The sequence below is a fragment of the Paenibacillus sp. FSL H8-0034 genome (assembly GCF_038000305.1).
In the GTDB taxonomy this organism is placed as follows: Bacteria; Bacillota; Bacilli; order Paenibacillales; family NBRC-103111; genus Paenibacillus_S.
This window is the reverse complement of the sequence record NZ_JBBOBS010000001.1, coordinates 614676-636536: the sequence shown is the minus strand read 5'-3', so window position 1 is coordinate 636536 and position 21861 is coordinate 614676. Positions and strand designations below refer to the sequence as shown.

General features: G+C 48.7%; 15 protein-coding genes. 4 read left to right on the top strand and 11 right to left on the bottom strand.

Annotated elements, in window-relative coordinates:
* Nucleotides 1-35: 35 nt before the first annotated feature.
* The gene (locus tag NST47_RS02860; RefSeq protein ID WP_341153868.1) at nt 36-1178 is read left to right on the top strand and encodes a response regulator; all 1143 of its coding nucleotides are present in this window, start codon (nt 36-38) and stop codon (nt 1176-1178) included.
* A gap of 10 nt (nt 1179-1188) precedes the next feature.
* Here NST47_RS02860 and NST47_RS02855 read toward each other — a convergent pair whose 3' ends face one another.
* Both NST47_RS02855 and NST47_RS02850 read right to left on the bottom strand, forming a co-directional pair.
* Nucleotides 1189-4290 (bottom strand): hybrid sensor histidine kinase/response regulator, encoded by a 3102-nt coding sequence (locus tag NST47_RS02855; RefSeq protein ID WP_341153867.1) that lies wholly within the window; start codon nt 4288-4290, stop codon nt 1189-1191.
* A gap of 209 nt (nt 4291-4499) precedes the next feature.
* Nucleotides 4500-5336: a sulfurtransferase gene (locus NST47_RS02850; protein ID WP_341153866.1), complete on the bottom strand. Its 837-nt coding sequence runs from the start codon at nt 5334-5336 to the stop codon at nt 4500-4502.
* Between the two features lie 187 nt (nt 5337-5523).
* On the opposite strand from NST47_RS02850, the gene NST47_RS02845 reads away from it, so the two are divergent.
* On the top strand, nt 5524-6021 hold the full coding sequence (locus NST47_RS02845) for a GNAT family N-acetyltransferase (protein WP_341153865.1): 498 nt from the start codon (nt 5524-5526) through the stop codon (nt 6019-6021).
* Between the two features lie 46 nt (nt 6022-6067).
* Here the strand turns inward: NST47_RS02845 and NST47_RS02840 are convergent, their stop codons facing one another.
* Both NST47_RS02840 and NST47_RS02835 read right to left on the bottom strand, forming a co-directional pair.
* Nucleotides 6068-6379: a 4a-hydroxytetrahydrobiopterin dehydratase gene (locus NST47_RS02840; RefSeq protein ID WP_341153864.1), complete on the bottom strand. Its 312-nt coding sequence runs from the start codon at nt 6377-6379 to the stop codon at nt 6068-6070.
* 14 nt (nt 6380-6393) lie between these two features.
* Nucleotides 6394-6687, bottom strand: coding sequence for a hypothetical protein (locus NST47_RS02835; protein WP_262687993.1), 294 nt, complete (start codon nt 6685-6687; stop codon nt 6394-6396).
* A 157-nt stretch (nt 6688-6844) separates the two neighbouring features.
* Here NST47_RS02835 and NST47_RS02830 point away from each other — a divergent pair, with 157 nt between their 5' ends.
* Together NST47_RS02830 and NST47_RS02825 are read left to right on the top strand one after the other, a co-directional pair.
* Complete coding sequence (locus NST47_RS02830) at nt 6845-8470, top strand: SWIM zinc finger family protein (protein ID WP_341153863.1); 1626 nt, start codon at nt 6845-6847, stop codon at nt 8468-8470.
* A complete protein-coding gene (locus NST47_RS02825) occupies nt 8467-11568 on the top strand; it encodes a DEAD/DEAH box helicase (RefSeq protein ID WP_341153862.1) in 3102 nt (1033 codons plus the stop codon). The genes NST47_RS02830 and NST47_RS02825 overlap by 4 nt, the downstream gene beginning before the upstream one ends.
* A gap of 61 nt (nt 11569-11629) precedes the next feature.
* Here the strand turns inward: NST47_RS02825 and NST47_RS02820 are convergent, their stop codons facing one another.
* From NST47_RS02820 to galE, 7 genes are all read right to left on the bottom strand, one after another.
* The gene (locus NST47_RS02820; protein ID WP_341153861.1) at nt 11630-12820 is read right to left on the bottom strand and encodes an EAL domain-containing protein; all 1191 of its coding nucleotides are present in this window, start codon (nt 12818-12820) and stop codon (nt 11630-11632) included.
* Between the two features lie 232 nt (nt 12821-13052).
* On the bottom strand, nt 13053-13916 hold the full coding sequence (locus NST47_RS02815) for a transglutaminase family protein (protein WP_341153860.1): 864 nt from the start codon (nt 13914-13916) through the stop codon (nt 13053-13055).
* A complete protein-coding gene (locus NST47_RS02810) occupies nt 13913-14872 on the bottom strand; it encodes an alpha-E domain-containing protein (protein WP_341153859.1) in 960 nt (319 codons plus the stop codon). Before NST47_RS02810 ends, NST47_RS02815 begins: the two co-directional genes overlap by 4 nt.
* A gap of 63 nt (nt 14873-14935) precedes the next feature.
* Complete coding sequence (locus NST47_RS02805; protein ID WP_341153858.1) at nt 14936-16393, bottom strand: circularly permuted type 2 ATP-grasp protein; 1458 nt, start codon at nt 16391-16393, stop codon at nt 14936-14938.
* A gap of 314 nt (nt 16394-16707) precedes the next feature.
* Complete coding sequence (locus tag NST47_RS02800; RefSeq protein WP_341153857.1) at nt 16708-18918, bottom strand: methyl-accepting chemotaxis protein; 2211 nt, start codon at nt 18916-18918, stop codon at nt 16708-16710.
* A 236-nt stretch (nt 18919-19154) separates the two neighbouring features.
* Entirely contained in the window at nt 19155-20753 is a 1599-nt protein-coding gene (locus tag NST47_RS02795) for a UDP-glucose--hexose-1-phosphate uridylyltransferase (protein WP_341153856.1), read from the bottom strand.
* Nucleotides 20754-20785: 32 nt separating this feature from the next.
* A complete protein-coding gene (gene galE / locus NST47_RS02790; protein WP_341153855.1) occupies nt 20786-21772 on the bottom strand; it encodes a UDP-glucose 4-epimerase GalE in 987 nt (328 codons plus the stop codon).
* Nucleotides 21773-21861: the final 89 nt, after the last annotated feature.

Here is a 21861-nt window from a genome sequence, read left to right as displayed (position 1 = left end):
ATGGCAACTTATCTTGTTACGAGGAGTGAGTATGAATGAAAGCCATTCTTATCGACGACGAGCGGCCCGCGCTGCGGCAGCTGGAGCAGCTGCTTCAGGATGTTAACGGCATTCAAGTCACTGGTAAATTCCTGTCAGCAAAGGCGGGATTGGAGCATCTGGCTACTGAACAGACTGATGTTGTATTTCTCGATATTGGAATGCCTGAAATGAACGGCTTAACGGCTGCGGAATACATCCAACAAATTGACAATAATATCCAGATTGTATATATAACCGCCTATGCGCAATATGCACTCGAAGCCTTCGAGCTTCATGCGCTTGATTATTTGCTGAAGCCGGTCGATCCCGTCCGATTTTCCAAGACGCTGAATCGCATTCAGGCTTACACTCCGGTTAAAGAGCGCACTGTAAAGATACCAACCGACCCGGAACCTCTCGTATTTTGTTTTAACAATCTTGTCTTATCTCCTCATATTGACCCTAATGGCAAGGTGAAATGGAGAACAGCCAAAACCAAGGAGTTATTTGCCTTCCTGATTCATCATAAAGGCAACCGGATCGCCAAGGATGTGCTGCTTGAGGAGATCTGGCCCCACTTTACTCCTGACAAAGCCATGATTCATCTACATACCTCCATCTATCAGATTCGAAAAATTATCAAGCAATCCGGTCTGCCTACGACACTGGATTTTTCCTTAGAAAGCTACCGTCTGAATACCGACAATCTAGCGATCGATGTGGACTTTTTTGAAAACAAAATTGCGCCTATCGAAGGGCTGGATACACTGAACGAGAACCAATGGCGGCAAGCCGACCAAGCCTTAAAGCTATATACAGGCCATTATTTTGATGAGCAGGATTATCGTTGGGCCAAAGCGAGAAGAAATCAGCTGCTGCAGCGCTACCTGAACCTGACACTTAGAACCGCAGAGTATGAACTAGCCACAGGTCGTGAGCGTCAGGCAATCGGGAGGCTGGAACAGGCACAGGAGAAGGAACCGTATTCCGAGGAAATAACGGAGCTGCTAATGATGGGTCTAGCCAAGCTAAAAAATTACACGGCACTGCAAAACGTGTACGAATCGTTCGTCATGCTGCTGCGCAATGATTTGGACATCACCCCCCAGCCACAGCTGCGGGAGCGATATAATCAATTCATGAAAGAGGCTGAATGAAGCTCGAAGCTCACAGCTCTATATCCTTGATGTCAGGACCCTGCAGCGGTACTTCAAAGCTAATGGTTGTTCCCTGCTTCCACTCACTCTCGATCTTCAACCCTCTCCCGTAGAGCATGAGCAGCCGTTTATGTATGTTTTTCAGTCCGACTCCGCTGGAGCCATTGTCGGATAAGACAGCAGCCAGCTGCTCGGCTGAAATTCCGACGCCATTATCCGCAACAATCACCTTGATTCCCGTCTCCTGACTTTGGATGGTGATTTGAACCTTACCGCCTTCACTGCGCTGCATAATGCCATGTCTGACCGCATTTTCAACAATCGGCTGGATACAGAGCGGTGGAATCATGATGAAGCCTTGCTCGACAATATCGTATTGTACCTCCAGACGTTCCTCGAACCTGGCTTGTTCCAGATAGAGATAGGCCTGGACCAGCTCAAGCTCCTTATGAAGTGGAACCAGCTGATCACGGTTCTGAAAATCAAAGCTGCTGCGTAAATAACGGCTCAGTTCCAGGAGCAGCTGCATCGTTTTATTCGAATCCAGACGGCAAATGGCGATAATGGTATTAAGGGCATTGTATAGAAAATGCGGTTTGATTTGTGCTTGTAAAAAGGCCATCTCCGTACTAATCAAGGTCTGTACGGACTTGCGCAGCTCCAGCAAGGTGCGGACACGTGCTCTTAGCTCACCTGCATCCACAGGCTTCGTAAGAAAGTCATTTATTCCAGCACGGAAGCCTGCGACAATTTCCTCAGGACGGCTCCTCGCCGTTAACATAAGCACAGGCAGCTCAGAGAGCATGTACCGCTCACGTATCACTTGGCACAACTCAAGTCCGGATAACCCCGGCATCATCCAATCCGTTATAACCAGATCGATCTGCGGGTTGCGGCTCATGATATCGAGAGCTTGAGCTCCATGATGGGCGGCAAGCACACGATAGTTTTCCAGGGTCAGCAAGTTCATCAGCACCTGCAGATTGACAGGGTCATCGTCGACGATCAATACGGTTCCGTTGGTAAATTCATTCGACTGCACTCCCTCAACAAATACCTCTGCTGCTGCAGATATTTCAGTAAACACGATTTGCTGCTGCATTTTTTGTACTACTTCTGGCTTACCCAATGCTGCGGGAAGTGTGAAATAAAACAGCGATCCCACACCAGGCTCTGACTCTACCGCAAGCTTACCGCCACCGAGCTCAATCAGTTTTTTGGTAATATGCAGACCAAGGCCGGTTCCCATATACGCCTGACTGTCACCATCCGCAAGCTCGACGTATGGATTGAAAATATCGTCCAACCGATTTTTGGCAATCCCTTTTCCGGTATCAGAAACGTATATTTTCACCTCCCTGTCTTCCACCTCGGCATAAATCCGGATCTCTCCCTCTTGGGTAAACTTGACTGCGTTTCCGAGCAGGTTGTAGAGGATTTGCCTCAGTCTGTCTTCATCCGTATCCAACATCGGCAGGCCATCCGGCCACTGCTGCACAAATCGAATGTTTTTCCCGTCCCTGACATGATGTACCACTTCCAGCACCGATTGAACGACAGAAGGCAGATTTACCCTTTGACGCTGCATCTGCAGCTGCCCATTCTTCAGCTTGTTGAAATCAAGAATATCATTAATCAGGAATTTCAATCGTTGGCCCGTAGCCACAATCATCGATAAATGCCTGGCCTGCTCCGTGTTCAGTGGTCCCGCTACCCCACCAAGCAGCGAGTCTGCCATATTGACGATTCCATGCAACGGAGTTCTCAGCTCATGGGACGTACTGGCCATAAACTCATCCTTCATGTCGTCTAGGGTAAGCAGTTTGCGTGAAAGCTGTTCCACCTTGTTGAATAGGTTTGTGAACCGTTTGGCAAGCAGCAGGGCCTGCGCAAAAATAAAAACGAGAATTTCGTAAGGAAAGAAGATGTAATCCTCTAATGAGCCAAAAATATTGAACAAATTGATCGCCAGCATCATCAGGATGCTTTGCAAGCCTGCCAGTATAGCAAGTGAATTGTCCTCACCCAGCTTCAAGCCTTTTAGCATCAAATAAAGGATATAGCCCACACTAATAAAGCCGAACACATAATAAACAATTTCCCCCTCTGAAAACAGGCGGCTTGGTAAAAAAATCGCCTCAAGTGTCAATAAGGAGACAATCACCTTTAACCAAGGCATGATGGCACGTTGATGAAATCTCGGAAATAAACTGACTGTATATAAAATCAAGCAATAGTAGACAAATGTGGAGGCTATCAATTGAAGCTTCATGACCAACTCATAAGGAATAAAGGGCAGCTCCGCCAGAATCAGCTTCTCTCCATGGGTCAATACATACATAAGACCCCAAAAACAGAACGCACCGAGGTGCAGCAGGGAAGACTCCCTTTTACGCAAGCGGAATAACAGCATAAAATATACGGATAACATTAAAAACCCTGCTGTCGTAAGCAAATACCCAAAGATATGATATTCACGGTTTTTCAATATGGACGGCTGATCGCCAAACAAGAGCGGATAAATCATTCCACCCGAGGAATAGCTAAAATTGGACACCTGTACGACGATCTCAATTTCATTTCCATTAACGGCAAAAAAACGGACGTAAGGCACATTGTTCGGAGTGCTTTCCTCGGCGGTCAATCCAGGGATACCACTTGCGCCGATCAGTTGACCATTAACGAACAAGCGATTGGCCATACGGATGTTGACGGTCCGAATACCGTATATGGCAGACTCCTTGTGTGTTAGCACCAGGCGCAGTCGATAGGTACCTGCACCATCTGCAGTCGATTCATCCTGCTCGTTTTCCATATAATCATTCCACTTCCCAGGTACAGATACCATTTCGGTATGAACCGGCTTTTGCTTAGCTGCACTTGCCGATTCGCTAAAATCCGTGGGGGTCAGCAGCTGATTGCGATAGAATTCCCATTCACCGGTCAATTGAACTGGTCCATCAGTCGCAAAGTTCCATTCGCTCAAATCCATCCAACCCTTATTAGCTTGAGGATTGTTCTGGAAACTGTCCATATTGCGAATAACCCCATACAGCGGCAGCAGGGTAATGAATATAATCCCTAATAGCAAAGCAAACCCGTACTTCTTCATCCAGCCGCCCTCGCTTTATACATGTATGTGCTAAATCATATCACGAATTGCCAGAGAACGACATACAACCTCCCATGTCCGGCAGCATCCGGTTCGGAAGTTCTTATAGGCAAACCTGCTGCAAAAAACACAGAAGGGACTGCAGCAGACCGCTTAATTCGCAGCCTGTCACAGTCCCTAAGCCCACCTTCCGTGCGCCCCCTTGGTTGTTACTCTTCTCCTGTCGCTACCTTGTTCCCCTCATAGCTGATCCAGTCACTCCATGAGCCCGAATACAGCAGCACATTAGAGAACCCTGCTTCCTTAAGCGCCAGAACATTAGGGCAGGCTGTCACTCCCGATCCGCAGTACACGATAATCTCATCTGCAGACGCAAGATCGGCGAATCGTTCTTTTTGAGCGGCAGCATCCTTCCAGCCGCCCTGAGCATTCAGGCCCTGCTTCCAGAAGTAAGACTTCGCTCCCGGGATATGTCCGGCAACAGGGTCAATCGCTTCTTCGAGCCCAAGGTATCTTGGTTTCTCACGTGAATCAACCAGCACCGTACCCGGACGACCTATACGATTTTTGACATCCTCCATCTGAAGCAGAAATCCCTCTTGCAGCTTCCCTTCGTAGATCGTTGCATGCATCGCCGGAGGTTCATCGGTAACCGGGTAGCCCGCTTGCTTCCACATCGAGAAGGTTCCTTCCAATACATATACCTTCGAATGTCCCAAAGCCTGCAGCATCCACCATAAGCGGGAAGCCATTGCTCCGCCCTGATCATCATAAGCGATAACTGTCGATTCCGAATCAATACCAACCTCACCAAGCCGGTGCATAAAATCTTCCCAATTAGGCAGCGGGTGTCTGCCACCATGCTCGCCCTTGGGAGCGGATAAATCCTGCTCCAGATCCAGATAGACGGCTCCAGGAATATGATCGATGCCATAGGCAAGGCGTCCCGCTTCGGGTTGACCGAGAGTAAACCGGCAATCTACAATAACGATCTGTTCGTCCGTTCCATGCTCAAACAACCAATCCTGAGCAACGATATGCTGCATCCTCTTACACTTCCTTTATTTGTCTTTGTCTTCATCTTACCATTATATAGTCAAATATTACCATACTATTAATCAAGCAGGTCCACTACGCAACGCCTTAAGTCGACAGCTCGCAGGAATGCGGTTAAAATGGAGTGACCCTATACGATAAACATGATGTGCTCAGGTACATCGAAGGAGGCTCTCTATGGTCGCTCATATTGCACCCATGTTTCAGTTCATTCCCTTAACCGAAGCCCATTGCCATGATATATGTACCTGGTCTTATCCCATGCCTTACCATACGTACAACTGGCCTTCCTGGGAGACCATGCTTGCTCAGCAGGATGAATTTGCGGATGAGCAGCTTCGAGAGGAACAGTACCGTGCCATCGTAGACAAAAACGGCCTGATGTGGGGCTTTGTACAATTTTTCCCTATAGTAGGGGTTACCCGAATCGGACTGGGCATGCGTCCCGAATTATGTGGACAAGGTCACGGCGTCGCTTTTGTTCAAGCCATTACGGCCGAAGCCAGAAGAAGAACACCAGCCAACGAGATTGATCTGGAAGTGCTCGCCTGGAATGTTCGTGCTTATCGGGTGTATCAGCAAGCAGGTTATGAACAGACCGATACGTATACGAAGACGACACCTACAGGCAAGGAATTATTTTACTGTATGGTATGGAAGCCAAGAAAAACATAATCGCACATTAGCGTGCTATACAGGATTTGAACCAAGATCATGCTTGTTATGTTGCCTGGCCCATAGTCCCCATCTCGAAGGCAGTATCGAATCTAGCTGCAGCCGTAAAATCCAGCTCCGTTAATCCACCTGCGTTCCATGAAGTCAGACGCAGTGTTACCAGCTTATAATCAATGGCGATCATAGGGTGATGATTCAATTCCTTTTCGGCCATATTCGCCACTTCCTGAACAAACGCAATACCGTCGAGGAATCGGGAGAAACGATACTTTTTGGATATCCATTTACCATCCTCACGGCTCCACCCCTCCGCCTTTTCCAGTCTTTCTGTTACCGCTTCCTCCGACAGCTTGCTCATTCGTCTCCACCCTCTCACACTAAGTAAATGACATTAATTAGCGTTTCTTCGTGATAGATAACGATGACATGTTTCTCCTTATCGTGACTCAGCGTACATCTGCCCACAGGAATTTTGGGATCGGTACCCAGACCATAAAACAAATCGTCGGCCAAGGTCTGAATACATGCCCGCTGCTCTTCAGGCTCGAGCTCCTCCCATTCCCCTGCTGTCATCTCCAAAAAACTGTAGCACTCATCGATGCTAAGCAGCGCCTCTGTAAAATCACTAATGATATCCGGGTATTCACGGCCAAATTTAATGCCCACCTCTACCACTCCTTCGGGTTCACAACCACATGGAAATACTTACTAAACATTTTAACCCGAAAAAAGCTCTTCATGCAAATATCCAAATTAAGCATTTCGTTTCAAAATCTGTTACACTGTAAGGATAGACAAAAAGTTCGGAGGCGGGACGTTTCTTATGTTGAAGCTGCAAATTCCAAAAAACCGACTGAATTATTTAATAGAACGGATGCAGCAGGACTTCGAACTGTCGGCTCTGGAGCGCGGATGGCAGTATGTACACAAAGGGCGAGTGAAGGACATTGAGCTGCGTCACGGTATGGAGATTCATGCTCAAGCCCATGGTGCCGAGCTATATGAAGTCATTCTGGATCTTGAACAATTTGCCAAAAGCTCCTGCACCTGCCCCAAGGGGAAATACTGTCAGCATAAGGCAGCGGTTATTTTTGCGCTTTATGCGCCGTATGCCAGACCTGAGATCCTGCTGCAGCAGCTAAAACAGGCGATTCTGGTTAAAAGCCGTCAGCAGCAGACTCGGGCAGCCACAGGCTCCACCAAGGCTGAGAAAAAGGCCGATCGGCTGGAGACCCCGCAAGCGGACCAGCTGCCCGTTCAGTGGCAGCGTTTCTTTGACCAGCAATTTTATGGATATTCGTTATCTCAGCAAAATTCAATTGAATTGTTTTATCATGCTGCCCAGGACTCTTTGCGACCCATTGCAAATAAGTGGGAGACTTCCATACGGCAATTATTCGAGCTGCACGTCCTGTTATTTGTGATGCGTAAGGTCGAACAATTTATATTCGATTCCAAGACCTCCTATCTGGCCTCCTATATGGATTCCGGCAGCAAGATCATCGCCAAGCTTTGTCAGGAGCAGCTCGATTTGCTGCTGCCACAGATGGACTGCAAGCAAATCGCAAGCAGTTATCCGGAGGCACTCGATGAAACCCTGGCTCTGCTCGGTGAGCTTGCGCTCAATGGCAGCCCTTCTCCCATGCAATGGCTTGTCGTATACCGCAGCCTATGGTGGAAGCTTGAAGGCCAGCCGAAGCGGCTGGCCAAGGAACGCAAGAGGCTGGAGCAGTTGGCTGCCAAAGCGTCCGCTGCCAGCCAGACCGGGAAAAGCGAACCCAGCAATCGCGATTCCATATTGATGGCTTTGGCGCATTTCCAGGTCATGGAGCAGCGGGATGAAGATGCCAGAGCTCTGCTGTCACCGCTGGCCAAAAAAGAGGCACGCGATTTCTTCTTGTATTTACACCGATTTTATGAGGAGCAGCAATGGGAGCGCATGCTCGATTGGCTTCGCTGGCTGCTGCCAACGATCCAGCGGGCGCAGCAGGAGGAATTGCGCATATTTTGCACGTATTGGATGGAAGCCGTCAGTCGCCAGCCCGATGACAATGAATGGGTTGAGGTTATGGTTGCACTGCTGCCGCGAACCTACTATTTTTACACCTCCTATTTAATGAAATCAGAGCGCTTCAGGTCATGGGTCGATCTGCAAATTTCCAATCGCGTCTCTCCCATCGACCTGTACTCTGCGGACTTGAAGCTGGTGGAAGCGAAGAACCCCTCACTGCTGCTGCCTCTGTACCATCAGGCAGTAGAACGCTGCATTGCTGAGAAAAACCGGAATTCCTATAAGCTCGCGATGAAATATTTAAAAAAACTTCAAGCGTACTATACGAAGCTCAGCAAGCCCCAGGTCTGGGATGAATATATATATCTGCTCTCTACGCGATACTCCCGTCTACGCGCATTGCAAGAAGAGCTTCGGAAAGGGAAGTGGATTCCATGATAGAACCTTCTGCGATCACCATTCATATCCGCCCCATGACGCCTGCCGGTTTCTTCTTGTATGGTGCGCGTCCCAATGGCGGTATTTGTGACGCTTACGACTTGAAGCATCTGCTCTTCGCCTGGCATCAGCCCTCCTTTTATGGAACATTTATCGAGATCACCGAGTTTATGAACATGGAGGGGCTGCATCTGCCTGCTCTGACGGCGCTCGACTACTTCTGTAGTCCAAGCGCCGTCTCCCATACGAAGCTGGAATGGAACCGGGATCTGCGCGAGCTTATGCGTCTGGCCCCTCATGTGAAGGAGGCGCTGGTCCAGGGCCGCTGTATGCCGGATTTCACCAAATGGAAAGCTGGAGAGCTGAGCTGGAAGCTGGACCTTCCGGACACGATAGCTGCAGCCGCGTTAACACCGCTTGCTTCTGCATGGATTGATCAGCTCATCCCCGAATGGGGATTGGAGGATGGCGCTCTGCGCCAAAGCATTCTACAGCTGGAGCAGAACTATCCGCTGATGCTGCGCGGCAAGCTGCCCTCCGACATGTGGATGGATGAGGAGGACTGGCTTTTTTCGATCGGCTGGCAGACGGACGGCACTCCTTTTCGTACTTGTCTGCAGCTAAGCGAGCCCATCCATGGTCAGGGTGCCTGGCCTGTTCATGTAATTTTGCAGGATCGCTCCAATAAAGATCTGCTGCACGAAATTGATGCTACGGCTTTAGCTAATTTAGATGACATCCAACAAAGCAGTCGGGATAGTGCCAAAGACAAAGAGACGACCGGGAGCGAGAATGGCTCCGAGAGCATAACAGCAAGTTTAACGCCAAGCTCAACTATAAGCTCTGCTACAGATACTGCCAACGGCGCAACGTCTGACGGCCTTGTACCTGATCATGTCGCTGATTCCGTTCAGCCTGCACTCCCACCGACACTTGATCTGCTGCCCGAGGCTTGGCAGCCTCATCTGGCAAGAGCCGCAAGAGACCTGGCCAAGTGGCAGCGCATCGTCCCTGTGCTTCAGCAGCAAGACGAATCAGTCAGCGCCATACGCACCGAGCTCTCATCCGATGAAGCCTGGGAGCTGATGACCAAGGGGAGTCTGCGGCTGATGGAGGCCGGTTATTCTGTCTTTCTGCCTGCTTGGTGGGAACGTATTCGTCGTTTTCGACCACGACTTAAAGCCAAAATCAAATCTTCCGTCGGTACAGCACCGCAAGCGATGTTTGGGCTGCAGCAGCTAATGCAGTTCGACTGGAAAATTGCCCTTGGCGACATCGAGCTAACCGAGGAGGAATTCCGCGAGCTGCTGGCTGAGAAGCGCAGACTGGTGCAAATTCGCGGCCAATGGGTTCAATTGGACCCGGCGCATCTTGCTCAGCTGGAGCAGGTGATGAAGCAGGTGCACAAGAAGCAAGGTCTCACGCTGCGCGATGTGCTGGAGCTGCATTTGCTCGGCTCCTCCGCAGGTGAAGAAGATTTAGGGCTGCAGCGATCTCTGCAAATGGAGGTTGAGCTGAACGAGCAGCTGGAGGAAATGGCTCAGCTTCTCAACCACACGAAACGACCGCCGTTGATTGAACCTCCGGCCTCGTTTCAAGGGACTCTTCGTCCTTACCAGCTAGAAGGCATGTCCTGGCTGCTTTTCCTACGCCAAATCGGGTTGGGCGGCTGTCTGGCCGACGATATGGGGCTTGGGAAGACGATCCAGATGATTACTTATTTACTCAACATGGAAGAGTTAGAACCTAATCATGACACTTCGGCAGTGGTTAACCCTGACGAAACAGCAACCGAGCGTACGCCATCCTTACTCATCTGTCCAACATCTGTGTTGGGCAATTGGCAAAAGGAGCTGCAGCGGTTCGCACCCAAGCTGAAAATCCATCTCCATTACGGTCCCAATCGGGCCAAGGGGATGGCGTTTAAAGCTGCCTGCGAAGGCCATCATCTTGTGCTGACCACCTACACATTGTCTCACTTGGATGAGTCCGAGCTGACACAGTTCGAATGGAATTCGATCTGCCTGGACGAAGCTCAAAATATTAAAAATGCCTACACCAAGCAAGCGACTTCTATTCGCTCTCTCAAAGGTCGTCATCGGATCGCCATGACGGGAACACCCATCGAAAATCGCTTAACCGAGCTCTGGTCGATATTCGACTTCCTGAATCCAGGTTATCTCGGTTCGCTTCGGGATTTCACGCAGCGGTACGTCAACACGATTGAAAAATCGAATGATCCCGAGCTGGTAGAGAAGGTGCAGCGGCTAATTCGTCCCTTCCTGCTGCGCAGAGTGAAGAAGGATCCGGCGATTCAGCTCGATTTACCAGACAAGAACGAATACAAAACCTTCGTTGCCCTTACCGCGGAGCAAGGCATATTGTACGAGAACTATATTAAGGATATGTTTGAAAGACTGGACCGCTTAACAGCGATGGAACGAAGAGGATTAATTTTGGCAGCTTTAACAAAGCTGAAGCAAATTTGCAACCATCCCTCGCTCATGCTGAAAGAGGCAGCCAATTCACCTTGGCAGCAGCGCTCCAATAAGGTAGAGCGTCTGCTCGAAATGGTGCAGGAGCTGCGTCAAGAGGGAGATAAATGCCTCATCTTTACACAGTTCGTGGAAACGGGACATCTGCTTCAACGTATACTGGAGCAGGAGCTTGGGGAGCCTGTCATTTTCCTTCATGGCGGTACGCCCAAAGCAGGCAGAGACCGGATGATTGCCGAATTTCAAGGTGATGTACAAGAGGTGAAGGCACAGCCGGGCATTTTCTTGTTATCACTGAAGGCAGGCGGTACCGGACTGAATTTGACTGCTGCGAATCATGTGTTTCATTTTGACCGCTGGTGGAATCCGGCTGTTGAGAACCAGGCGACGGATCGGGCTTTCCGAATCGGCCAAACCCGTCATGTACAGGTGCATAAATTCGTCACCCTCGGCACTCTCGAAGAACGAATCGATGAAATGATTGAGAAAAAGCAGGAGCTAAGCCAGCAAATCGTCGGCAGTGGCGAGCAATGGATTACAGAAATGTCGACTACCGATCTAAAGGAGCTATTTTCCCTGCGCAGCGAGTGGCTGGAGGGCTAAAAGTCCACTGAAGATCGAGTGCAGTAGAACTTTTTCACCGGACTTCTCGGCACCTGCCTCCTTACACATTGAGATCCAGAAAAATATAATGAGTATCTCCAACAGGACAAGAAAAGGTTTGCATCAGTCTCGCTGTATCCAGATCGGTATATACCTGGGATAGCATACCTTGACGCTGGCTGTTCATCCGCATCATATTGGGAATAAAGTACGGGCGCCAAATCCAGTTAGAGCCTTGGAATTGCGCGTCCCGCTGCCACCCATCCTCCGCATGTCTTGTATAATTGGACGACACCTGTGATCCATCCTCGCGACATATATAAATGCGCATCACATTGTCATTCACATTCGTTAGCAAGCTCCCAATCATCGCATCCGCGTCGGCTGCCGATGAAATCATCATATCCGAATTTACCAGATCATTCAGACTTTCCTGTACGGCAAACAGCTCGCGATATCGCGTGATTTCGTGCTCCGTGTAGATTCGTATTTCTTCCTTCAACAGCGTCTCGTAAGCATCAACAGGCTGAAAGTCGGCACGGGCTTCAGAAAACAAAAAGCCTTGCACGTATCTGGCACCAGCCTTTAACGAATGGTATAAATCCTGCTTCGTTTCCACACCTTCGATGAGCAGCGAAGAACCCATTTGTGAAGACAAAATGGAGAATGAATTTAATAACGCTCTATATCCGACATGAAGGCCGCTTTTTTTTAACAGCTTCAAGTCGATCTTCAATATGTTCGGTTTAAAGGAAGCTATCCTGTCATAGTTGCTGTAACCGCTACCGATATCATCAATAGCAATCCGACAGCCTTGCTTGCGGTACACATCAATAATTTCCGATAACTCATCGAGCTTTCCGTGAAATTCTTCCTCCGTTACCTCGATCACCACACGCGATGGATCCAGGCCGTACTTTTCGACCAGCTGCAGCGTAGGAAGTATACCTGACTTCTTATATATTTTATAAATCCAGGATGGCTTCAAATTGATAAATAACAAAGATTCCCCTTCCGATTGCGCTAATGTCGATATCGCTTTTTCCCGCAGCATCCGATCTACCCGTAAATGGGTTTCTTCATCGATATCCGGGTTTTGAAAAAATGGGCCTAGGCTATGTACTTGGCCAGCTTGAACTCTGCGCCCGAGCGCCTCGTAGCCTATAATTTTTCTGGTTTGCAGGGAAAGAATGGGCTGAAAAAAAGGTCTCAGTTCATGTTCTTCTAATAAAAAGGAATCGGTTTGCAGCAACGCCATTCACCTCCTGCTGCCTCATGCGTTAGTTAAATGATACCATTCCTGACATCATTATAAAGCTATTGTAAGGCAGATTGGACAAAGTGGCAATTCTTTATTCATATTGGGGATGCATAGGCCCAAGGCTATCAATAAACCGCCCGGGACCAATTCGTCTGGGCGGCTTTTATCAAGTTTCTATGCGATTGGATTGCTGCACCACGGATCCGTTGGACTGTGTGAGATCCTACCCTTCCAATAGACGCACATCAACCGTAACATTCAGCTTTTGTTTAGCTGTACCACGGTACACACCCTTCACAGGAACAATATCCTTGTAATCGCGGCCATGCCCAAGCTTTACATAACGCCAATCCACTTCCGCATTATTGGTCGGATCGAAGCCCAGCCATCCTGTTCCCGGCACATGTACCTCGACCCAAGCATGGGAAGCCTGCTCAAAATCAGTGCTGCCGCCCTGCAGGTCGCCGACAAAATGATAGCCGCTCACATAGCGGGCCGGAATCCCCATACTGCGGCATACCGCAATCATCAGATGTGTGTAATCCTGACATACCCCACGACGCAGCCGAAGCGTATCACTGATCTGTGTATTGACATTGGTGGCATCAGGATCATAAATAAAATCACTGTTAATGCCTGACATGAGGGACATCGCCCATGCGTAGAACCCTTCCTCATCAACGGGATATTGGGTCGCATAAGCAAGAAGATCCTCGTTAATTTCCGTATAGGAGGTCGGCTGCAAAAACTCAATATAGCGGTTTTGCAAATGATCACCTTGCAGCAGCTCCAGCTGTCCCTTATATGGCAATCCGAACTTGGCGATCGAGCTTTGGTCCTGTGTCACTACAATCGCCTTCGTCTTGATCACCATTTCCTTATGGGGCTTGTTGATCGAGAACGAATGAACCCGATTACCGAAGTAATCCTCATACGTAAACAGGGAAGCGCTGGGCTCCGTGCTGACCTCATGGTGATAACAGGATTGACGATAATTGGTCCGCGGCGTCAACCGCAGCTCATTGACACTGTCCATGACCGACTCCAGGTACGAATACCGAGTGACATGGTTGATTTCGATCTTCATGCGCCGACCTCCTCCAATTGAAAAAAGGCAGCCGCCATCGTCCCTCCCAGTGCCAGACAGGAGCTCGTTAAATGGTCCAAAATAGCGGATACCCGCTCAGGCACAAAATCCTCGTCATCCAGACAAGCCAACTCTGCCTTCAGCTTGCCAACCTGACGGATCGCTTTCTCATGAGGAAGGTGCTGTCCGTAACCTTCCAGCTGGATGCCCTTCAAGTGCTGCTCCAGCTCTGTAAAAGAAAATTGAATCGATCGCGGAAAGCTGACGCTGTTAATCATAAATTCCATAATATGCCGCTCTGACATGCCATCTGCGTAAAATCGCCGAAAGGCTTGATAGCCGCTCACTGATTTCAGCACAGCCAGCATACTGGGGTATGGCGAAGCGGCCTCAACCGATAGGGTGCCTGTCACTGATTGCAGAATACGAACCGTATTCTCCGTTCGTTCCAGCAATCGTCCGCTTTCGATGAAATGCCATTCATTTTGCCGCTGCATGACGGAATGCTCAACACCTTGGAACATCGCCATGCGCTCTTTAATTTGTCTATAAAAAACATGGGGTGAATCTTTCATAATATCGTCCACCTGCTTTTCGCCGAGCCACAAGTAAAATGCATTAAGCACATCCCACATCTCGCTCGGCAGCTTCTCCCGCAGAGTGCGCAAATTATTTCTCGATTGGGCGACACAAGAAAATAAAGAATTCGGGTAGCCTCGATCCAAGGTGATAAAGGATAGCACATCTTTTTCGGTAAAGGCCTCAAATTGCTGCTCATACGCATAACGCGCACCAAGTGCATCAATGAGCCTTGCCCACTTATGCTCCTCATCCTGAAAGTCTGCAGTTTGTTGAATGTGATAATGCACGTCGATCAACCGAGCGTGGTTCTCCGCCCTTTCTACATAACGGCCTACCCAAAATAAAGCTTCTGCATTACGATTGAGCATAGACATCACCTTTCATCCTTGTCTATTTGTTAAGAGAGGCTGTTCAAAAAGTTCCCTTTTGATCTTACACTAAGAGAGTACCCAGGTATCCTTGCAGCCTCCTCCTTGCGACGAGTTCACAACCAATGAGCCTTCCTTTAATGCAACTCTCGTCAGTCCCCCAGGAATAATATGGGTGCTGTTGCTGCCCACCAACACGAATGCACGTAAATCGATATGACGCGGTACCATCCTGCCGTCGAGCATGACAGGTGCACGGGAGAGCTGCATCGTCGGCTGTGCAATATAACGACCGGGGTCACGTTTGATTTGTTCGGTAAATGCGGCAAGCTCCTGCTCACTGGCAGAAGGCCCGATCAGCATCCCATAACCGCCGGACAGCGATGTCTCCTTCACTACCATCTCATGCAGCCGATCAAGCACATAAGCCCTCTCGTCGGGACGATCCAGCAAATACGTAGGTACATTGGATAAAATCGGCTCTTCATTTAAATAGTAGCGAATCATGTCCGGCACATAAATATAGATCGCCTTGTCATCAGCTATGCCCGTTCCAGGCGCATTCGCGATGGCAATATTACCTGCACGGTAAGCATTCATAATACCAGCGACTCCAAGCACAGAATCAGCCTGAAAAGCTAGCGGGTCGAGATAATCGTCGTCAATACGCCGGTAGAGCACATCCACCTGTTGCAAGCCCTTCATGCTGCGAATGTAAATTTTGTGATCAATCGAAACCAGATCACGTCCCTCTACAAGATGAATACCCATCTGCTGTGCAAGGAAGGTGTGCTCGTAATAAGCGGAATTAAATTCACCAGGCGTTAATAAGGCAATAACCGGGTCTGCCTTGTGGGATGGGGCCAAGCTGCGTAAGGAAGACAGAAAATGATTCAGGCTGTGCTCCACATCCCTGATCGATGAAGAGAAAGCCAGTTCAGGGAACAGCTGGTTCATCACGGAACGGCTTTTGTATAAATAAGAGAAGCCCGAGGGCGAACGTAAATTATCCTCCAGTACGTAATAGCCGCCATCAGCATTACGAATCAGGTCAATCCCGGATGTCGTGATATATACGCCTCCAGGTACATCCACATTCATCATTTCCGGCCGAAAATATCGATTCGTCACAATCATTTTCCGAGGAATGATGCCGTCTGCTATAATCTCCTGCTTATGATACATATCATAAAGGAACATATTCAGCGCCTTAACCCTTTGCAGCAATCCTTTTTCCAGAACAGCCCATTCATCGCTCGGGATAATCCGCGGAATCATATCAAATGGAATGGTCCGTTCAAGCGGAAGGGTTTGCTCTGGCTGATACAGCGTAAATGTGATTCCTTCCTCCAGCATGCGCCGATCCATCGCCTTCTGCCTGGCGGCGAGCTCATCCCCATTCATACGCGAGAAGCAATTAAACGCTTGTGAGTAGTGGGAACGCACTGCAGATTCATGCTGAAACATCTCATCGTAAAAGGACTCCAGCGGATACGGAGTAGGGTGAGACCGATTGGCTAGCGTCATGTGATGTCCCGATTTTGCAAGTCTTGAAGGACTGCAAAATCAGTTCCCCCTCTCAAATTCTTAATATATGATAGAATAAATAACATATAAAGATAGATAAATCACTTATATCCGAATGTTTAACAGGTTTATACAGATTATCATACGCCTAGAGCTAAATTATGTCAATATACATAACATTAAATTAACAAAATTTTCATCTCGATTTGTATTACTTTACATTTGCCTTCTCGTAAAAAAAGCATGCCTGCTTATCCCGATTGTCAGGAATAAGCGGCATGCCCGCGTATCTTATAAATCTATCCATTATTACCCTATTTACGTCGAGTTTCTGTAAGTCGAAATTGATTAACCAGCTGCTGCAGGAAATCGGTAATGACCTCCACATAGTTAGAGGTATGGCGAACGTTGACAATATCCATCAACAGCTCCTGAACCTTACCTTCCACTTCGGTCGATATTTTGCGATTTTCCATGCTGACGTTGGCGATTTTCTCCATTAGACCTACCACTTCATCGACTACCTGTGTTTTTTGCTCATCCTCAGCATTGGCTCCACTCAATATTTGCGAAGCTGCCGCGACAAGCTGCGTACCTTCTTGTACTACCAGCGTACCTTCCTCCATCGAGGCAAAGGCTTCCTTCGCATTTTTGTATATGAGCTGAACCGTTTCATTAATCTCTTCTGTAGATTGGCGCGTTCGATCCGCCAGCTTACGAATTTCACCGGCCACAACCGCGAACCCCTTGCCGTGCTCCCCTACTCGAGCCGCTTCTATAGAAGCATTCAGCGACAGCAGATTGGTTTGGCTGGAAATTTCCTCAATGACCTGCAAAACGCTGCGAATTTGCTGCGTCGTTTCCATGAACGTCACAATAGTCCGGTTCGTTTCTGCTACTTTATTGGAGATTTGTCCCATCTTTTCGCCGATTCGCTCTACTTCCGTGTGAGCAACAGTAATTTGCTCGGATGCTTTGAGCTCCAGTGCCCGTAAGGTTCCCTGCATATCCCCGACAACATCCTTGGCAATATCGATATCTTTCAGCTGGCGGCGGATACTTCGTATCATGTCATGAATAATCCCGCTCATCCGCTCGGTCGAGCCTTCCGTACTGACGGTCGATTGATGCAGCACCTGCTGACTTGATAGCACCTCCGTGGCAGCTCGTTTCACCTGCAGCATGATCCCCTCCAATGAGTCGATCATGTTATTGATCCACATCGCCAGCTCCTTGGTCTCATCATGCGCAAATTGCCCATGGTCGAGCCGTTGTGTCAGATCACCTTTACCCTCTGCGTTGATGCGAATAAATTGGCTGATTTTTTGCAAATTATCCACGACTGGACTTGCCGCCTTCCTGTGCAGCGTAGCCATGACGATACAACCGTACAATAAGTTAAACACGGCCATAATACCAGCAGCAGCCAGCGTCGGCAGCTGTCCAAATAACAGGGTTATCAGTACTGTCGACAGAGCTGCATATCCAATAAGCAGGGGTACCTGCAGTCGGATCATTTTCCAGCGAACACTGCGAATTCGGTAAACTTCCTCCAAATCGCCTTCACACATCATCCCCCACACATCCGGACAATGCGGGAGCTGAAAGGTCACTCCTTTTCCTATGACAGGGATGTGCCGATAGTCAGAGTAACCAGGGAAAGCGACGAACAAATTGCTGCCATTGGCGATCGTATTGGCCACTCCGGGATGCAGCTTGCCTGTGGCCGGATCCGTGAACATAATTTCCAGCTCCGTATGCTCCTTAACCGACACGGTGCCCCAATTCGTCGTAACGCCATCCTTCAAGTTCTCCCCATGGGTAAACGTCCGGTCCTCAAAACGGCTTCGAGACAGCGCCGTACCCGGTGCGATCCGTTTATTCAGACCTGGACGAGCCATAAATATGTAATTATCACCTGAATCCGGGTAGACATGTCCCGATTCCCGCTGTATCAGGTCGCCGATTACATCATTGGGAACTCTGCCACAAAGCGCTCCCTTCCAAATCCCTCCCTTGATGATGGGGACGATATACAAGAGTGTCATTTTGTCATGAAAAGCAGAGGTACTTGGACCGATTTCCAAGGTCAACGGATCAGCAAACGGTCCATATAGACATTTGCTGCCTGCATGCGTATATTCAAGACCTGCCGAAATCACGCTGCTTGTACCATATCGGATACCTGTATGTGCGGAGTGTGATGAAAATACGACAGTTGCTTGCTCGTCCAGCAAAAAGATTTCAGATAAATCCATCGCTCTGCTGCGAGCTGCCGCAAACAGCTTGTCCATCGACAAAGCCCATCGCTCCACAGACTTGGTCCGATCCTCATCTATAAGCTCCATTTGCTCCAGCAACCGTTCCATATGAGACCAATATTCGACTGTCCAGCTTGTTAACAGCTCTTTACGCGTGTGAGCTATGCCTTCAAATATATCCTCCACATCCGCTTTTAACTCCCGATTCAATCGATAGGACCACCAGAGCGGCAAACCATTTTTAAATCCCAGCCAATCAAACATAAGCCTCTCCCCCATCCTTTGAAATCTACGCGACTTAAGTGTTAACAATTATAACACATCACTTGAATAGATGTGAGACCTATTTCCTATTTTCAACCAATTATATATGTATTTTCGTGTAGTTTGTGAGGTAAAATACCGTAAATGAGGTCAAAAAAACTCAAAACCTGTGTAATATGTGGAAAAGTACAAAAAAAAGCACCCAACCTCTTCAGGTCGGGTACACTGCGCTATTATCATTGAAAACCTAACGTCGCAAGGAAGGCCTTGAAACCCTTCAATCCAGCTTCGTCACACTTATATACCCCTGCATCCCTCAGCACTGCTGCGAACTTGTCGCCGACCGCCGCTTTCAGCACCTGCCTGGCTGCATCTGCCTGCATCGCCGTTCCATGAGCCTCCAGCAATTCACGAATCCAAGCGCAATGTTTATGCAGCAAATGCTCTGGATTTTCAGTAATCTGTTCATCAAAATCAAGCTCACCAGTCAATACTTGTTCCAACAGTGCGAGCTCATCCTGGAGACGTCCCGGCAGTACAGCGAGTCCCATCACTTCGATTAACCCGATATTTTCTTTTTTGACATGATGAAGCTCCTTGTGGGGATGGAAGATTCCGTCCGGATGCTCGTCACTGGTTCTGTTATTGCGGAGCACCAGATCAAGCTCATATTCGTTGCGCTCATTATTTCGTGCGATGGGCGTCACCGTATTATGGGGAATCGGGTTATCTGCTTGTTCGGTTTCTGTAAAGGCAATAATGTCATGATTCGGATCGCTGTAAGCCTTCCATTCGTTCAGAATCGTATCTGCCAGCTTAAGCAGCAGCAGCTTGTTATGACCGGATATGCGGATCACTGACATGGGCCATTTCACGATTCCGAGCCGCACGTTAGGGTATTCGGGATGGGTGAAGCTGTGCTCGACCGGCGCTTTTTCCATCGCAAACCGATGTCTGCCTCCCTGAAAATGATCATGGTTCAGAATAGAGCCTCCAACAATCGGTAAGTCCGCATTGGAACCAATAAAGTAATGAGGAAATTGATCAATAAAGTCAAACAGTCGGTAAAAGGTCGCCATCGACATTTTCATAGGCCGGTGCTCTTGATCGAAAATAATGCTGTGCTCATTGTAATACACATAGGGCGAGTACTGAAAGTACCAAGGGTCTCCGTCGAGCTTGAGCGGAATCACACGCAAATTTTGACGGGCCGGATGATTCAGCCTTCCAGGATAACCGACATTATCGATACAAAGCAGGCACTTCGGATAATCACTTTGCGGCACATTTTTGAGCATCGCAATTTCCTTCGGGTCCTTCTCCGGTTTGGACAAATTAATCGTAATTTCCAGATCCCCATAATCGGTTGGCGATAGCCAATATTGATTGCGGGCAATACGGTCCACACGAATATAGTTGGAATCGATACATTGTTTGTAAAAAGCGTCTGTTGCCTGCGTGACGCTACTCAGCTTGGCTGTCTTCCAGAAGGCACTTGCCACCTGCGATTGGCGTGGCATCAGAAAACCCATGATGCGGGCATCCAGCAGATCGCGCAGCGTCGTGTTGTTATCCGCTATAATTCCAAAAGCGGCTGCATAATCCAGGAGCGGCTCCAGCAGCTCAACGACTTTGGTAGTCGTCGTAGGCTCCACTTCGCCGCTGTACGGCTCATCAAGACGCAGCAGCTCCAGCAGTGAATTACGCGCATCATAGCAATCGAGCGGCTCCAATAGCCCCTGCTTGACACCAAATCCAAGCAGCTGCTCCACTGCATAAGCCACCGCTTGAACATCTTGTTTAGTTCCTTGTTTTACTTGAATCTGTTCTTCCACAGTCTGTTTCCTCCTGTTTCTCTATGCCGACTTTATTTCGCGTAGCCGCCAGGATGGTTTTGATGCCAAGTCCATGCTGTTTCAATGATCTGCTTCAGTTGGTCGTGCTTTGGCTTCCAACCGAGCTCTGCCCGTGCGCGCTCTGATGAGGCTACAAGCGCAGCCGGATCACCAGAACGACGCGCTTCGACAACAGCCGGAATCGGGTGACCGGTCACTTCACGAGCAATATCGATGACTTCCTTAACCGAGAATCCTGTACCATTACCAAGATTATACACGCTGCTCTCTCCGCCATTGCGCAGCTTTTCTACCGCCAATATGTGGGCGTCAGCCAAGTCGGTTACATGAATGTAATCACGGATACACGTACCATCGGAGGTAGCGTAATCATCGCCAAATATCGAAATATGTGGACGTTGGCCTAGAGCTACCTGCAAAATGATCGGTATCAGATGCGTCTCTGGCGTATGGTCCTCACCAATTCGGCCACTCGCATGAGCACCAGCCGCGTTAAAGTAACGCAGTGACACAAATTTAATTTGATGCGCCGTGTCGAACCAACGCATCATTTTTTCCATAGCCAGCTTCGTCTCACCGTACGCATTCGTAGGAAGGGTACGGTCGCTTTCGAGGATAGGTACATTTTCCGGCTCTCCGTAGGTTGCCGCAGTCGAGGAAAAGACGATTTTTTTGACGCCGTACTCGTTCATTTTTTCAAGCAGACATAATGTACCGAATACATTGTTTTGGTAATATTTTGCCGGGTTCTGCATGCTTTCACCCACTAAAGAATGAGCGGCGAAGTGGATGACGGCCTCGATCTGATTGTCCTGGAACACAGTATCCATAAACGCTGCGTCACGAATATCTCCTTCATACAGCTTGCCGCCCAGCACCGCCTCCCGGTGTCCCTGCTGCAAATTGTCGACCACGACTACGTCTTCGTTACGGGCAAGCAGCTCGGCTACGGCATGAGACCCGATGTATCCGGCTCCGCCTGTTACTAATATCGCCATTGTAGTTCCTCCTTAATATTAAGTGAAAAAATTATCCTCTAAGGGCAGATGAATGCGATCCACTGTGCGGACGAAGTATTCCTACGATC

What these genes read in the sequence shown, in the direction of transcription:
- NST47_RS02805 (WP_341153858.1), bottom strand. Translation starts at nt 16,393, where the DNA reads ATGACGCTAGCCAATCGGTCTCACCCTACTCCGTATCCGCTGGAGTCC.
- NST47_RS02850 (WP_341153866.1), bottom strand. Translation starts at nt 5,336, where the DNA reads ATGCAGCATATCGTTGCTCAGGATTGGTTGTTTGAGCATGGAACGGAC.
- NST47_RS02815 (WP_341153860.1), bottom strand. Translation starts at nt 13,916, where the DNA reads ATGAAGATCGAAATCAACCATGTCACTCGGTATTCGTACCTGGAGTCG.
- NST47_RS02845 (WP_341153865.1), top strand. Translation starts at nt 5,524, where the DNA reads ATGGTCGCTCATATTGCACCCATGTTTCAGTTCATTCCCTTAACCGAA.
- NST47_RS02800 (WP_341153857.1), bottom strand. Translation starts at nt 18,918, where the DNA reads ATGTTTGATTGGCTGGGATTTAAAAATGGTTTGCCGCTCTGGTGGTCC.
- NST47_RS02860 (WP_341153868.1), top strand. Translation starts at nt 36, where the DNA reads ATGAAAGCCATTCTTATCGACGACGAGCGGCCCGCGCTGCGGCAGCTG.
- NST47_RS02825 (WP_341153862.1), top strand. Translation starts at nt 8,467, where the DNA reads ATGATAGAACCTTCTGCGATCACCATTCATATCCGCCCCATGACGCCT.
- NST47_RS02830 (WP_341153863.1), top strand. Translation starts at nt 6,845, where the DNA reads ATGTTGAAGCTGCAAATTCCAAAAAACCGACTGAATTATTTAATAGAA.
- NST47_RS02840 (WP_341153864.1), bottom strand. Translation starts at nt 6,379, where the DNA reads ATGAGCAAGCTGTCGGAGGAAGCGGTAACAGAAAGACTGGAAAAGGCG.
- NST47_RS02855 (WP_341153867.1), bottom strand. Translation starts at nt 4,290, where the DNA reads ATGAAGAAGTACGGGTTTGCTTTGCTATTAGGGATTATATTCATTACC.
- galE (WP_341153855.1), bottom strand. Translation starts at nt 21,772, where the DNA reads ATGGCGATATTAGTAACAGGCGGAGCCGGATACATCGGGTCTCATGCC.
- NST47_RS02810 (WP_341153859.1), bottom strand. Translation starts at nt 14,872, where the DNA reads ATGTCTATGCTCAATCGTAATGCAGAAGCTTTATTTTGGGTAGGCCGT.